This window comes from Pseudomonas sp. 58(2021), assembly GCF_017491585.1.
Lineage (GTDB): Bacteria > Pseudomonadota > Gammaproteobacteria > Pseudomonadales > Pseudomonadaceae > Aquipseudomonas > Aquipseudomonas fluorescens_BT.
On sequence record NZ_JAFGYZ010000009.1, the window covers coordinates 1 to 15,302 of the forward strand.

The 15,302-nt window shown below is 60.6% G+C and carries 9 protein-coding genes; 3 read left to right on the top strand and 6 right to left on the bottom strand.

Annotation, left to right across the window (positions count from 1 at the left end):
- Window positions 1–405 precede the first annotated feature (405 nt).
- The gene (locus J5M72_RS12205) at window positions 406–819 is read right to left on the bottom strand and encodes a T6SS amidase immunity protein Tai4 family protein (protein ID WP_207865569.1); all 414 of its coding nucleotides are present in this window, start codon (window positions 817–819) and stop codon (window positions 406–408) included.
- 233 nt (window positions 820–1,052) lie between these two features.
- Between J5M72_RS12205 and rlmJ the strand changes: the two genes are divergently transcribed.
- Window positions 1,053–1,892, top strand: a complete 840-nt coding sequence (gene rlmJ, locus J5M72_RS12210; RefSeq protein WP_085746455.1) for a 23S rRNA (adenine(2030)-N(6))-methyltransferase RlmJ — start codon at window positions 1,053–1,055, stop codon at window positions 1,890–1,892.
- A 49-nt stretch (window positions 1,893–1,941) separates the two neighbouring features.
- On the opposite strand, the gene msrA is transcribed toward rlmJ, so the two are convergent.
- From msrA to aceE, 5 genes are all read right to left on the bottom strand, one after another.
- A complete protein-coding gene (msrA, locus tag J5M72_RS12215; protein WP_207865570.1) occupies window positions 1,942–2,607 on the bottom strand; it encodes a peptide-methionine (S)-S-oxide reductase MsrA in 666 nt (221 codons plus the stop codon).
- A gap of 107 nt (window positions 2,608–2,714) precedes the next feature.
- On the bottom strand, window positions 2,715–5,411 hold the full coding sequence (locus J5M72_RS12220; RefSeq protein WP_169428551.1) for an EAL domain-containing protein: 2,697 nt from the start codon (window positions 5,409–5,411) through the stop codon (window positions 2,715–2,717).
- Between the two features lie 239 nt (window positions 5,412–5,650).
- Window positions 5,651–7,048: an alkaline phosphatase D family protein gene (locus J5M72_RS12225; RefSeq protein WP_207865571.1), complete on the bottom strand. Its 1,398-nt coding sequence runs from the start codon at window positions 7,046–7,048 to the stop codon at window positions 5,651–5,653.
- A 277-nt stretch (window positions 7,049–7,325) separates the two neighbouring features.
- Entirely contained in the window at window positions 7,326–9,287 is a 1,962-nt protein-coding gene (gene aceF / locus J5M72_RS12230; RefSeq protein WP_169428552.1) for a dihydrolipoyllysine-residue acetyltransferase, read from the bottom strand.
- 11 nt (window positions 9,288–9,298) lie between these two features.
- Entirely contained in the window at window positions 9,299–11,944 is a 2,646-nt protein-coding gene (aceE, locus tag J5M72_RS12235; RefSeq protein ID WP_169428553.1) for a pyruvate dehydrogenase (acetyl-transferring), homodimeric type, read from the bottom strand.
- A 262-nt stretch (window positions 11,945–12,206) separates the two neighbouring features.
- Here aceE and J5M72_RS29160 point away from each other — a divergent pair, with 262 nt between their 5' ends.
- Together J5M72_RS29160 and glnE are read left to right on the top strand one after the other, a co-directional pair.
- On the top strand, window positions 12,207–12,332 hold the full coding sequence (locus J5M72_RS29160) for a hypothetical protein (protein WP_255261909.1): 126 nt from the start codon (window positions 12,207–12,209) through the stop codon (window positions 12,330–12,332).
- Window positions 12,329–15,268, top strand: a complete 2,940-nt coding sequence (gene glnE / locus J5M72_RS12240; protein WP_169428554.1) for a bifunctional [glutamate--ammonia ligase]-adenylyl-L-tyrosine phosphorylase/[glutamate--ammonia-ligase] adenylyltransferase — start codon at window positions 12,329–12,331, stop codon at window positions 15,266–15,268. The genes J5M72_RS29160 and glnE overlap by 4 nt, the downstream gene beginning before the upstream one ends.
- Window positions 15,269–15,302 lie beyond the last annotated feature (34 nt).

The window sequence follows — 15,302 nt, forward strand, 5'->3', positions numbered from 1 at the left end:
TCTACTGGAGTAGACATCGTATCGCCCGAATCGACTTGAACTTGCAGATTGTTACGGCAGGTAAGAGGATCTAAAAACCGTCCACCATGTCTCCGAACATGTGTTCACCATGTCTCCGGTACATACACTCCCCGAGGGAGAGGGGACCGACCGAGGTGAATGGGTGACGTACGCCGACCTGCAACTTCGGTGGTGAACTTGGCTTGGCCAAGCCTTAGGTCGCGGTGATTGTTCAGGTCGATGCAAACCGAAAGATCACCTCGGTCAGTCCCCTCTCCCTCCGGGAGAGGGTTAGGGTGAGGGGTTTCTCAGGATGTACCCGACAGTAAGGCCACCCACTCAGCCCTTCTCAAAGATCTTTCCAGCATCGGGTTTGAAAGGATCATTTAGTCAGGCGAGAAGATTTCAGTTTTGCAGATACCGATCCTGCGACTTGATGAAAGCGTCAAATTCCGGGGAGTTATAAATTTCCAGACAAGAATAGAAAACTATGTTTTTACCAGTCTGTTTGCTGGTCGAGGATGTTTTGAGGTAGGCGTCTGCCATGTATTTCTCTGTCTCGGCATACGGATCATGCGTGACCTCCAGCGTGTCCTCATTCTGAACAATGGTGTGCAGGCCTTTGCCCATGAACGAGTAGGCTCCGGCGGACAGTTCAATGTCCTTTTTCATTGCGGAATGCTCTTTGAATGGCGCCAGGATGCAGTGGCTCAGGCCGTAGTTCTTGAGGTTCTGACGAGCTTGTTCAGTACGGCCTTCGCTGGCAACGATTTGGTATGAGCTGAGCAGGCACAATAGAGAGATGATCGGGCGACGCATTTGTTTTTGACTTCCTGTCGGGCTTGGTGAACGAGTGTAACTCCATAGATCGATAGCCCTCATCGGAACGCTGCCCGCCTAACCCTCCCGAAACGTCGGACCGCCCAGTGGGAGAGGGTTAGGGTGAGGGGTTTCTCAAGGATGTACCCGACAGCAAGACCACCCACTCAGCCCCCAACCCCTGACTTGCCGCCCGGTAAAAGGTAAACTTCACGGCCCTCGCAGGAGCAGCCATGAATTATCGTCACGCCTTCCATGCCGGCAATCATGCCGATGTGTTCAAACACCTGACCTTGACCCGCCTCATCGCCCTGATGTCGCGCAAGGAGCAGCCGTTTGCCTATCTCGACAGCCACGCCGGCATTGGTCTGTATGACCTGCAGGGCGATCAGGCCAACCGTACCGGCGAGTACCTGGAAGGCATCGCGCGGTTGTGGGATCAGCCGGATCTGCCGGCGTTGACCGCTGACTACATGAAAGTGCTGCACGAGATGAACCCGGATGGCCAGCTGCGCTATTACCCGGGCTCGCCGGAGCTGGCGCGGCGTCTGACCCGACCGCAGGATCGGGTGATGCTCAACGAGAAGCACCCCGAAGACGGCGTGCAGCTCAAGGAGAACATGGCCGGTGACCGTCGGGTAAAGGTGCATCTGGGGGAGGGCTGGCATGTCGCCCGCGCCATGTTGCCGGTGCAGGAGAAGCGCGCGGTGATGTTGATTGATCCGCCGTTCGAACAGCTCGATGAAATGCAGCGTTGTGCGGCGTCGATGAAAGAGGCAATCGGTCGGATGCGCCAGACTGTGGCGGCCATCTGGTATCCGGTGAAGGACCAGCGCGCACTGCGTCGTTTCTATCAGGATCTGGCCGGCACTGGTGCGCCGAAGTTGCTGCGTGTGGAGCTGCTGGTGCATCCGCTGGACACGCCGAACAGCCTGAACGGCTCCGGACTGGCGATTGCCAATCCGCCGTGGGGGCTGGAGGAGGAGTTGCGTGAGCTGCTGCCGTGGCTGTCCAAGAAACTTGGGCAGACCCAGGGTGGGTGGCAGATGGATTGGTTGATCGCCGAAAGCTGATCAACCGTCAATCGCTCCCACGCTAAGCGCGGGAGCGATCAGGGCGGGCTTAGTTACCCGCCAGACTCGGTGGCATGCAAACACCCGTGCCGCCAATCCCGCAGTAGCCTTCCGGATTTTTCGCCAGGTACTGCTGGTGATAGGTCTCGGCGAAGTAAACGGTCGGCGCCTGTTCAATCTCGGTGCTGATCTCACCCAGACCCGCCTTCGACAGCTCAGCCTGGTACACAGCCTTGCTCTTGAGCGCCGCCTCCAGTTGCTCCGGGTGGGTCGCGTAGATCACCGAACGGTACTGAGTGCCGATGTCATTGCCCTGGCGCATGCCCTGCGTCGGGTTGTGCAGTTCCCAGAACATCGCCAGCAGCTCTTCGTAGCTGACCTTGGCCTTGTCGTACACCACCAGCACCACTTCAGCGTGGCCGGTCAGGCCCGAGCAGACTTCTTCGTAGGTCGGGTTCGGCGTGAAACCGCCGGCATAGCCGACCACGGTGCTGACCACGCCTTCGCGCTGCCAGAAGCGGCGTTCCGCACCCCAGAAACAGCCCAGGCCGAAGATCGCGAAATCGACGTCCTGAAAGAACGGGCCCAGCAACGGCGTCTCGGTGAAAACAAAGTGTTTTTCAGGCAGGGCCATCGGGGTTTCGCGGCCGGGCAGAGCTTGTTCTTTAGTCGGTAGCACGTTTTTGTTCACCAGAATTTCCGAGCGCAGAACCATGATCGTTCCTCTCAGTCAGGATGGGATGTAAAAAGTCTGACCGCCAGTGTGCCCAATGATGCCCAGTTAATCACCTGGCAAAATGTGCGGATAGTGTGCCCTGTGAGTTACAGGCAGAGCGGGCCGCGGGGGTAGCGCTTGAGCGCCTGGATCAGCTCGCCGCCCGGAATCGGCCGGTCGAACAGGTAGCCCTGGCCGACGTCGCAGCGGTGACGGCGCAGGAACGCCAGCTGCTCGGCGGTCTCGATGCCTTCGGCCACGACCTTGAGTTTCAGGTTGTGGGCCATGGCGATCACGGCGGAGGTGATTTCCATGTCGTCCTGGTTGTCCGGGATTTCGTGGATGAAGCTGCGATCGATCTTGATGATGTCGATCGGGAATTTCTTCAGGTAGCTGAGCGACGAGTAACCGGTGCCGAAGTCGTCCATGGCCAGGGTCAGGCCCAGACGCTTGAGCTGGTCGAGCTGCAAGTGGGTGTCTTCGGTGGCTTCCAGCAGCAGGCCTTCGGTCAGCTCCAGTTCCAGCAGATTGGCCGGCAGCGCTTCTTCCTTGAGGATGTTGGCGATCGACGCCACCAGGTCCGGGTCGGAGAACTGCTTGGGCGACAGGTTGATCGCCACCTGCAGATTGCCCATGCCGGCGGCGGTCAGCGCCTTGCTCATGCGGCAGGCCTGGCGGGCGATCCACTTGCCGATCGGAATGATCAGGCCGGTTTCCTCGGCGACGCTGATGAACTGGTCCGGGCGGATCATGCCGCGTTCCGGATGGTTCCAGCGCAGCAGCGCCTCCATGCCCAGCAATCGACCGCTGCGCAGGCACAGCTTGGGCTGGTAGAACACGTCCAGTTCGTTCTGGGTCAGGGCGCGGCGCAGGTTGTTTTCGACGAACAACTTGTAACTGGCCTCGGCGTTCAGCGCCTCGGTGAACACCTGCACCTGGTGTTTGCCGTTGGCCTTGGCCTTGTGCAGGGCCAGGCCGGCGTTGCGCATCAGGGTCTGCGGGTCGCGGCCGTGCAGCGGCGCGCAGGCCAGGCCCACGGAGCCGGTGACGCTGATGAGTTGGTTGTCGACGAACATCGGTTTGTCGAGGGTCATCAGCAACTGACTGGCAATCTGTTGGCCGGCCTCAAGGGCGGTGTTGTCGAGCAACACCGCGAATTCATTACTGGCGAACCGCGCCAGGCTGCCGCTCGGGCTCAGGCTGTTGCGCAGGCGCCGGGCCAGACTGATCAACAGTTTGTCGCCGGTCTGGTGGCCGAGGCTGTCGTTGATCCGCTTGAAGTTGTCGATGTCCACCAGCAGCAGGCTGATCGGGGTATCGCTGTCTCGGGCGAAGCGTTCATCCAGATTGCGGATAAATGCAGGCCGGTTACCGAGGTTGGTCAGGTTGTCGGTGTAAGCCAGGCGCTCGATGCGCTGCTGCGCCAGCTTGGTCTGGGTGATGTCTTCGTAGATGCCGATGTAATGCGTCAGCTCACGGTTGTCGCCGTAGACCTTGGAGATCGACAACTGGCCCCAGTACGGTTCGAGGTTTTTTCGACGGCTCTTAAATTCACCCTGCCAGCTGTTGCTCTTGGCCAGCGCCGAGGGCGCGTCGAACAGCAGCTCGCTGAGGTTTTCCAGGGCCGGCAGTTCCGACAGGCGCTGGCCGTGGACTTCCTCGGTGGTGTACTGGGTGATCGCGGTGAAGCTCGGGTTGACGTATTCGACCACGCCGTCGCAGTTGACCAGCAAAAAGGCGTTGGCGCTTTGCTCGACCGCACGCTGGAACAGGTGCAGGGCGCTGGTGGCGATGCGGCGGTTGTGATTGTTGATGACCTGGGCGAACTGGTCGGCCAGTTCACCGGCAAAGGCGATTTCGTCGGACTGCCAGGCGCGGGTGACGCCGGTCTGCTCCAGGCACAGCACGCCGACCACCTGGCCGTCGACGCGGATGCTGGCGTCGAGCATGGCGTTGACGTCGCGGGGGCGCAGCGCTTCGGCCATCTCGCGGGTACGCGGGTCGCGCATCGCGTTGTGCGCGTCGATGGCGCGGCTGCCGTGCAACGCGTCCATGTAATCGGGGAAGCCGCTGACGTCGAGCACCTCCGGCAGGATGTATTCCTGGGTGGCGCGGTGATAGGCGGAAATCGGCACCAGCTTCTGACCTTCGAGGTTCCACAGGCTGGCGCAGTCGATTTCGTAGATATCGCAGGCGCAGCGGGTGATCAGTTCGGCGGCTTCCTGCAGGGAGTTCTGGCTGCTGTAGCGTTGGCGGGCCAGCAGCAGGATCAGGTCCTGCTGGGCGCGCACTCGCTCCAGGTGCTGCAATTGCTCCTGCTGGGCGCGCTGGTTGAGCTCAAGGGCGATCTGCAGGCGCGAGTTCTGGGTTTCGAGGTCGACGCACGGCAGCGCTGGCGCCTCGTCAAATACATCGTCGACTGCCAGCAGGTAACCGCGCAGCAAATGGCGGTTGTGCTGTTTGTAGGCCTCGCCGAGTTCGAGAATGCTCAGGACACCGGCGGCGGTGTGCAGGGTGTAGCGCACCATATAATGCGGGCTTTGGCCAAGCTGTTGCTGGATCGCGTCGTGCAGCTGATAGCGCGCTTCGGGCTCCATCAGGCTGGCGTAGGGCGAGCCGACCAGGGCGCAGAGTTCGACGGCCGGCTGGCCGAACTGGCGTTCGCAGCTGGGATCGAGAAACAGCATCGCCCAACTGGCTTCATTCAGGCGCTCGAAACGCAGCATGCCGAGCCGCGAGGGCACAGGCAACTGCGTCACTACCTCGGCCGCCATACGGCTGGCGGCATCGGGTTGGCTCTTCATGAAGGGAACTCGCTTGGAAATTTGCTGAACGCGCCGGGCTCTCGCCCTCTTTACTGTTGCCTGCGGCAAGGTTGCATCATTGCGGCACCGACTGACAAGAGACATGAAGGCCAAGTGCTATAAGAATATGTCGGCAGCTGTGGGCATTTCTCCAGAGGGTGGTGGAAAGTAATGCGGGATCGCTCTGAAAGTACCGTTCCAGAGCTCTCTGGCGACCGGAACGGTAATGCCGCTGCATTTCAGCGAAGTGGAATGTCGATCGTTTGCAGGTGTCTGCCATCCCGGTCGTGGTAGTTGACCTGGATGTGCCCGGGCTCGACCACCATGTGCGCAAAATTGTCCTGGCTGATGACCTGGCTGGTCAGTTCGTGCCGATAGTCTCCCGTGTCGGTACGAACCAGCGGCTGATCGAGGATGAACGTCGCGGCCGTGGCATAGGGCAGCAGTTTGCTGTTGTGCAGCGGCGAAGAGACGATGGTGTGGATTTCGAATTCCGGGTCCTCGCTGTGGGTCAGGCGCGAGGTCAGCGAACCGTGCACGTCGCCGGAGATGAACACCACGTTCCTGATTCGATGCCGGCGGATGGTTTCCAGCAGCCGCAAGCGCTGTTGCGGGAAGCCCATCCAGGCGTCCTCGCCGTTCATTCTGCGATCCGGATAGAACATGACACTGGTAACCACAAACTTGACCCGTGCGGTGCTTCCGATCAGCCACTTGCACAAGGCCTGTTCCTGCTCTTCATCCAGAACGCGGCCGTTCTCGCTGGATAAGTGGCGACGGGTTCGACTATCGGTCACAAACCATTCGATATCGCCATCGCTGAATTGATACCAATAGTGCTTCAGCGAAGAATGCTCTACTTGGCCGTTAGTTGTGAGTGAACAGGCCGGACTGTGACTGGCTTGATAAATTTCGTAAGCCGCCATTGCATTGCGAAAGAGTGTTTCATCGGCTGGGTCGGCATGACTTGGCCAGTTATCTTCTATTTCATGGTCGTCGAGAATCATGTAAGTCGAAGTGCCAGACATCAGTCGTTGAATATTGGGCTGGGAAAAAGCCGCGCGATACTTTGCAATGATCTCGTTATATTCGCGGTCGGGTGCAATCAGGTTCAAGTCATCGGCGTAAATCTGGTCACCGCTCATCATGATTGCGCTGACCGGTGGTTGTGCGCCTTCGATCAGTTGGCTGATCGAGGCGAAGATCCGGTCACCCAGCTGCGGCAATACGGGGATGCCGGCGGTCAGGCGCAAGTAGCGACACGAACCGAGGATATAGGCGCGTGGCTGTAAGGCCTGATCGCTGCGGGTACGCAGACGGTAAGTCTCCCGCGGCCATTGCAGCGGCAACTCCGCCACACTTTCGGTGGTGTGGGCCGGACTCATCGGGCTGAACCATCCGGTCTGGTACTCGTAATCGGTGTCGGCGCTCAAGTTATCCAGAACCAGTACGCCAGACATATCACGTCTCGCGTCCAGTTTGATGAATCCTCCCGTGTGCCATTGTTTCGAATCGGTGGGTCGATAACGAATGCCGGCAAATACTGCAGCATTATTTTGAAATTCGCCGCGTATAAAAATGCGGGTCTGGTTAGTTGTTGTGTGACCCATGATGGGGCCGACAGTCGGCTTCTGCATGTTCGAATCCATTCGAATGAGTGTTAATTGAAAAGAAAGCGCACTGACTTTATTGGCTAACTTTGGTGCGCAAAGATTAGTTGCCTGTGTATAAAAAAGATCGACAGGAAGGGGACTTGGCTCGTGGCTGAAATCAGCAAGGTTTGTGGGAAAAATACGGCTGTCGGATATTTCAGGCAAAAAAAGCCCCGCCAGGTTGACGGGGTTGAGGTACGAGCGTGTGGCGCTCGAAAACGTGGAACGCGGTCGGCCCTCCGCTGCCGGAGGGCCGAGCGCTTTACAGCAGGATGGTGCGGATGTCCGCCAGCAGATCGCTCAGACGCTTGGTGAAGCGTGCAGCAGCGGCGCCGTTGATCACACGGTGATCGTAGGACAGCGACAGTGGCAGCATCAGTTTCGGCTGGAAGGCTTTGCCGTCCCAGACTGGCTGGATGGTTGCCTTGGAAACACCGAGGATCGCCACTTCCGGCGCGTTGACGATCGGCGTGAAGCCGGTGCCGCCAATGTGGCCGAGGCTGGAAATGGTGAAGCAGGCGCCTTGCATCTCGTCCGACGAGAGCTTCTTGGTCCGGGCTTTTTCAGCCAGGGAAGCGGCCTCGGCGGCCAGTTGCAGCAGGCTCTTCTGGTCGACGTTCTTGATGACCGGTACCAGCAGGCCATCCGGGGTGTCGACGGCGAAGCCGATGTTCACGTACTTCTTGCGGATGATCGCCTTGCCGCTTGGTGCCAGCGAGCTGTTGAAGTCCGGCAGTTCCTTGAGCAGGTGCGCGCAGGACTTGAGCAGCAGCGGCAGGATGGTCAGCTTGACGCCGGCCTTCTCTGCAACAGCTTTCTGTGCGGTGCGGAACGCTTCCAGCTCGGTGATATCCGCCGAGTCGAATTGCGTCACGTGCGGCACGTTCAGCCAGCTGCGGTGCAGGTTGGCAGCGCCGACCTGCATCAGGCGGGTCATCGGCACTTCTTCGATTTCGCCGAAACGGCTGAAGTCGACGACCGGAATCGGCGGGATGCCCGCGCCACCGGTTGCGCCAGCGGCAGCGGCCGGTGCTTCCTTGGCCTTCTGCATCATGGCTTTGACGTAAACCTGCACGTCTTCTTTCAGGATGCGACCGTGCGGACCGCTGGCGCCGACAGCGCTCAGCTCGACGCCGAATTCGCGAGCCAGTTGACGCACGGCAGGGCCGGCGTGAACTTTCGCACCAGGCTTGGCTGGAGCAGCGGCCGGAGCGGCAGCAGCAGGTGCAGCGGCCGCCGGAGCAGCAGCGGCCGGTGCCGGAGCGCTCGGGGCAGCAGCGGCCGCCGGAGCCGGGGCAGCAGCCGGAGCGGCGCCTTTGACTTTCAGCTTGAGGATCAGATCGCCGGTGCCGACTTCGTCGTCCAGCTTGATGGAAACGCTTTCCACCACGCCGGCGGCAGGCGACGGGATTTCCATGCTCGCCTTGTCGGATTCCAGGGTGATCAGCGACTGGTCGGCTTCAACGCTGTCGCCAGCCTTGACCAGCACTTCGATGATCTTGGCCTTGCCGGCCGAGCCGATGTCCGGAACGTGGATGTCCTGAACGCTGTCGGCAACCGGTGCAGCCGGCGCGGCGGCAGGCGCCGGAGCAGCAGCGGCTGGAGCAGCAGCCTGGGCCGGAGCGGCAGCCGCAGGGGCCGCAGCACCCGCCACTTCCAGATCCAGGATCAGGTCGCCAGTGCCGACTTCGTCGTTCAACTTGACGCTGATGGCCTTGACCACGCCAGCGGCAGGCGACGGGATTTCCATGCTCGCCTTGTCGGATTCCAGGGTGATCAGCGACTGATCAGCCTCGACGGTGTCGCCGACCTTGACCTGGATCTCGATGATCTGGGCCTTGCCCGACGAACCGATGTCCGGCACGTGCACTTGCTGAACCGAAGCGGCAGCAGGGGCAGCGGCAGGCGCAGCCGGTGCAGGCGCGGCGGCCGGTGCAGCTTCAGCCTTGGCGGCAGGAGCGGCAGCCGGAGCAGGGGCCGCTTGCGCGGCGCCCTCGACTTCCAGCTCCAACAGTTCGTCGCCTTCTTTCAGGCGGTCGCCCAGCTTCACTTTCAGGCTCTTGATGACGCCGGCCTTCGGGGCCGGCACTTCCATGCTGGCCTTGTCCGATTCCAGAGTCAGGATGCTCTGGTCGGCTTCGATACGGTCGCCGACCTTCACAAACAGTTCGATTACTTCACCTTCACCGCTGCCGATGTCAGGTACGCGAATGAGTTCGCTCACAGAGTTTCTCCTCAGCAGTCCAGTGGGTTGCGTTTTTCCGGGTCGATGCCGAACTTGGTAATGGCCTCGGCCACGACTTTAGGTTCGATATCGCCACGGTCAGCCAGTGCTTCCAGGGCTGCCAACACCACGAAATGACGGTCGACTTCGAAGAAATGACGCAGTTTCTTGCGGCTGTCGCTGCGGCCGAAACCGTCGGTGCCCAGGACTTTGAATTCCTTGGACGGTACCCACTGACGGATCTGCTCGGCGAACAGTTTCATGTAGTCGGTAGAGGCGATGACCGGACCCTTGCGGCCGCTCAGGCACTCTTCGACGTAGCTGCGCTTAGGCTTCTGGCCTGGTTTCAGACGGTTGCTGCGCTCTACGGCCAGGCCGTCGCGACGCAGTTCGTTGAAGCTGGTGACGCTCCACACGTCGGCACCGACGTTGAACTCTTCACGCAGGATCTTCGCCGCTTCACGGACTTCACGCAGGATGGTGCCGGAGCCCATCAGCTGGACGTGGTGTGCCGCTTCGCGGGTGTCTTCTTCCAGCAGGTACATGCCTTTCTTGATGCCTTCTTCGGCACCGGCCGGCATGGCTGGCTGCTGGTAGGACTCGTTCATCACGGTGATGTAATAGAAGATGTCCTGTTGCTCTTCGGTCATCTTCTTCATGCCGTCCTGAATGATCACCGCCAGCTCGTAGCCGTAGGTCGGATCGTAGGTGCGGCAGTTCGGGATGGTGGCAGCCAGCAGGTGGCTGTGACCGTCTTCGTGCTGCAGGCCTTCACCGTTCAGGGTGGTACGGCCGGCGGTGCCGCCGATCAGGAAGCCACGGGTGCGGCTGTCGCCGGCAGCCCAGGCCAGATCGCCGATACGCTGGAAACCGAACATCGAGTAGAAGATGTAGAACGGCAGCATTGGCTGGTTGTGGCTGGAGTACGAAGTACCAGCGGCGATGAAGGAGCTCATGGCGCCTGCTTCGTTGATGCCTTCTTCAAGGATCTGACCTTTCTGGTCTTCCTTGTAGAACATCACCTGGTCTTTATCGACTGGCTCGTAGAGCTGGCCGACGGACGAGTAGATGCCCAGCTGACGGAACATGCCTTCCATACCGAAGGTACGGGCTTCGTCCGGGATGATCGGAACGATGCGCGGGCCGATTTCCTTGTCCTTGACCAGTTGCGCGAGAATCCGCACGAAGGCCATGGTGGTGGAAATTTCACGGTCGCCGGAGCCGTCGAGGATTGCCTTGAGGGTGTCCAGATCCGGAGTCGGCACGCTGAAGCTCTGTGCGCGACGCTGAGGCACGAAGCCACCCAGTGCGGCGCGACGCTCGGCCAGGTAACGGGCTTCGGCGCTGTTTGGCTCAGGCTTGAAGAACGGCAGGTTTTCCAGCTCTTCGTCTTTCACCGGGATGTCGAAGCGGTCGCGGAACAGCTTCAGGCTGTCGACGTCGACTTTCTTGGTGTTGTGCGCGGTGTTCTTCGCTTCGCCCGCACCGGTACCGTAACCCTTGATGGTCTTGGCCAGGATGACGGTCGGTTGTTCCTTGTGGTTGACCGCTTCGTGGTACGCCGCGTAGACCTTGTACGGGTCGTGGCCGCCACGGTTGAGTTTCCAGATCTCGTCGTCGGACAGGTCTGCAACCATCGCCTTGAGTTCAGGCGTGTTGAAGAAGTGTTCACGCACGAACGCGCCGTCTTTGGCTTTGTAGTTCTGGTACTCGCCGTCGATGACTTCGTCCATGCGACGTTGCAGGATGCCGTCGACGTCCTTGGCCAGCAGTGGGTCCCAGAAACGGCCCCAGATGACTTTGGTCACGTTCCACTGAGCACCGCGGAACACGCCTTCGAGTTCCTGGATGATCTTGCCGTTGCCGCGAACCGGGCCGTCGAGGCGCTGCAGGTTGCAGTTGATGACAAAGATCAGGTTGTCCAGCTTCTCGCGGCCGGCCAGGGAGATGGCGCCCAGGGATTCCGGCTCGTCGCACTCGCCGTCGCCCAGGAAGCACCAGACTTTCTGTTTGCCCGGCTGGATGAAACCGCGGTGTTCCAGGTACTTCATGAAGCGCGCCTGGTAGATCGCCTGGATCGGGCCCAGACCCATGGATACGGTCGGGAACTGCCAGAAGTCAGGCATCAGCCAAGGGTGCGGATAGGACGACAGGCCCTGACCGTCGACTTCCTGGCGGAAGTTGTTCATCTGGTCTTCGGAGATGCGGCCTTCCATGAATGCACGGGCGTAAACGCCTGGCGAGGTGTGGCCCTGGAAGTAGATCAGGTCGCCGCCGTGTTCGTCGGTCGGGGCCTGGAAGAAGTAGTTGAAGCCAATGTCGTACAGGGTTGCGCTGGAGGCGAAGCTGGAGATGTGACCGCCCAGGTCAGAATCTTTCAGGTTCGTACGCATTACCATGGCCATCGCGTTCCAGCGTACCAGCGAGCGAATGCGGCGTTCCATGAACAGGTCGCCAGGCATGCGTGCTTCGTGGGTAACGGGGATCGTGTTGCGGTAAGGCGTGGTGATGGCGTAAGGGAGCTGCGAACCGCTGCGGGTCGCCAGTTCACCCATACGGGTCATCAGATAGTGAGCACGGTCTTCGCCTTCTTTGTCGAGAACCGATTCCAGGGCGTCCAGCCATTCCTGGGTTTCGACGGGATCGAGGTCTTGCATGGCTTGCTCCAGGGCGGAAAGGCTTCCAGAATCGGTTGCCTGAGTTTGCGACTGGCCTTGTGGGCAGACGATTTAAAATTCTTGGATTGCCGACAGGTTGTTCCGGCGGCGTGTAGTTTTACTACAAATCATCCGGCATTTCAGCCTTTCGAATGTATAGACGAGTAGTAAAACTACAGATGAAAGGCTTGTGGCCTCCGGCTGCGTTGTGAGAATAATCGTTAAGGTTGGTCTTTGGCCATCCGAAAAAGGTGAAAGTTTGATGCTGGCTGCCAAAGAAAAAGAAATTTCAGCTATTTCTCACTTTTGTTCGACAGTCCTTCGCGTAGCGGTTTTTCAATCATCACTACAAGCGGCCATTTACACGCCGATCAAGGATAGACCATGACCCTGCCCGCGCTTGCCGAACTGCCCGCCATTCTCCTGCCGTTGGTCAGCCGATCCGAGCAGTCGTTCCGTACGGCCGTCGCTCAGCTTGAAGACGATCACGGCTTCTCCACCTGGACCCCGGAGCGCTGGGCGCAGTTCGCCCGCGTTACCGCCGCCAGCGATTTTGTGATTGAACAGAGCGTTCGTGACCCTTTGATGTTGCTGTCGCTGGTGCAGTCCGGCGAACTCGACCGGCCGTTCGCCCCCGGCGAGTTATGTGCGCAGATCGCTGCTGCGGCGACGGCGGCGCAGACTGACGATGAGCTGGGCCGCGTCCTGCGTCGCCAGCGCGCCCGGCATCAGGTGCGAATTATCTGGCGCGACCTGACCCGCCAGGCCGATCTGGTGCAGACCTGCCGCGACCTTTCCGACATGGCCGACGCCAGCATCGACCAGGCCTATCAATGGTTATATAGCCGCCATTGTCAGCAATTCGGCACGCCCACCGGCCGGCGCAGCGGTCTGCCGCAGCAAATGGTCATCCTGGGCATGGGCAAGCTCGGCGCGGTCGAGCTGAACCTGTCCTCGGACATCGACCTGATCTTCGCCTACCCCGAGGGCGGCGAAACCGTCGGCGTGAAGCGTGCGCTGGATAATCAGGAATTCTTCATCCGTCTCGGCCAGCGCCTGATCAAGGCCCTCGACCCGATGACCGTCGACGGTTTCGTGTTCCGCGTCGATATGCGTCTGCGCCCTTACGGCTCGTCCGGCGCGCTGGTGCTGAGCTTCAATGCGCTGGAGCAGTATTACCAGGATCAGGGCCGGGACTGGGAGCGCTACGCGATGATCAAATCGCGAGTGGTGGCCGGCGATCAAGTGGCCGGTGCGCAGTTGCAGGAAATGCTGCGGCCGTTCGTTTACCGGCGCTATCTGGACTTCTCGGCCATTGAAGCGCTGCGCACCATGAAGCAGTTGATCCAGCAGGAAGTGCGGCGCAAGGGCATGGCCGACAACATCAAGCTGGGCTCCGGCGGCATCCGCGAGGTCGAGTTCATCGCCCAGGCTTTCCAGTTGATTCACGGCGGGCGCGACCTGAGTCTGCAACAGCGTCCTCTATTAAAGGTGTTGGGCACGCTGGAAGGGCAGGGTTATCTGCCGCCTGCGGTGATCAGCGAGTTGCGCGAAGGTTACGAATTCCTGCGCTACACCGAACACGCGATCCAGGCGATTGCCGACCGCCAGACTCAAATGCTGCCCGACACTGCGCAGGATCAGGCACGCATCGCTTTCATGCTCGGTTTCGCCGACTGGGACGCTTTCCATGAAAAGCTGATGTTCTGGCGAGGCCGGGTGGCCTGGCACTTTGCGCAAGTGATCGCGGACCCTGATGAAGAAGAGGGCGCCGATTGCGAAGTGGTGGTCGGCGGCGAATGGCTGCCGCTGTGGGAAGAGGCGCAGGACGAAGAAGCCGCCTGCCGTCAGCTGGAAGAGGGCGGTTTTGCCGACGCCACCAAAGCCTTGAAAGCACTGGCCGGTCTGCGCAGCAGTCCGCAACTGCGGGCGATGCAGCGTCTGGGGCGCGAACGCCTCGACGCCTTTATTCCGCGCCTGCTCGCTCAGGCAGTGGAGCATGACAATCCGGATCTGGTGCTCGAGCGGGTCCTGCCGCTGGTCGAAGCGGTGGCCCGGCGCTCGGCTTATCTGGTGTTGCTGACGGAAAACCCCGGCGCGCTGCGACGCTTGCTGACGCTGTGTGCCGCGAGCCCGTGGATCGCCGAGCAGATCACCCGTTTCCCGTTGCTGCTCGACGAATTGCTCAACGAAGGTCGCCTGTTCAAGCCGCCGCTGGCACCGGAGCTGGCCGCCGAGCTGCGCGAGCGCCTGACCCGCATTCCGGAAGACGATCTCGAACAACAGATGGAAGCCCTGCGCCATTTCAAACTGGCGCATCGCTTGCGGGTCGCCGCCTCGGAAATCGCCGGCAGCCTGCCGTTGATGAAAGTCAGCGACTACCTGACCTGGCTCGCCGAAGCGATTCTGGAGCAAGTGTTGGCCCTGGCCTGGCGCCAGACCGTGGCCAAGTACGGCACGCCGCTGCGCACTGACGGCACGTTGTGCGATCCCGGCTTCATCATTGTCGGTTATGGGAAAGTCGGCGGGATCGAGTTGGGGCATGGTTCGGACCTGGACCTGGTGTTCATCCACGACGGCGATCCACAGGCGGAAACCGACGGGGCGAAACCGATTGATGGTGCGCAGTTCTTTACCCGACTCGGCCAGCGGATCATTCACTTGCTGACGGCGCAGACCAACTCCGGCCAGCTGTATGAAGTGGACATGCGTCTGCGGCCATCCGGTGCATCCGGGCTGTTGGTGAGTTCGCTTGGCGCGTTCGCCCGCTATCAAGAAAATGAAGCGTGGACGTGGGAGCATCAGGCCCTGGTGCGGGCGCGGGTGCTGGTGGGCAGTCAGGATGTCGGCCAGGCGTTCGAGAAAGTGCGGGCCCAGGTATTGGGCAAGACGCGGGATCTGGCGAAGCTGCAACAGGAAGTGAGCGAGATGCGCGCCAAGATGCGCGACAACCTCGGCAGCAAGAGCACGGCCGCCGGTACGGGGGCGAATGCCTTCGAGGCCACGGCGCCGTTCGACCTCAAGCAGGACGCCGGAGGTATCGTCGATATTGAATTTATGGTGCAATACGCGGCCCTGGCGTGGTCGCAAAGCCATCCGCCGCTGCTGCGCTGGACGGACAATATCCGCATTCTGGAAGAGCTGGAACACGAAGGGTTGATGCCCGTCGAAGACGCCAGCCTGTTGCGCGAGGCCTACAAGGCCTACCGTTCCGCAGCCCACCGGCAGGCCTTGCAGAAGGACGCCGGAGTGATACCGGGCGACCAGTTCGCGGACGAACGGCGGCAGGTGATGCGGATCTGGCGAGAGCTGGGGCTAAGCTGATTCTCGAGACGGGGAGGCGTAAGGCCTCCCCGGT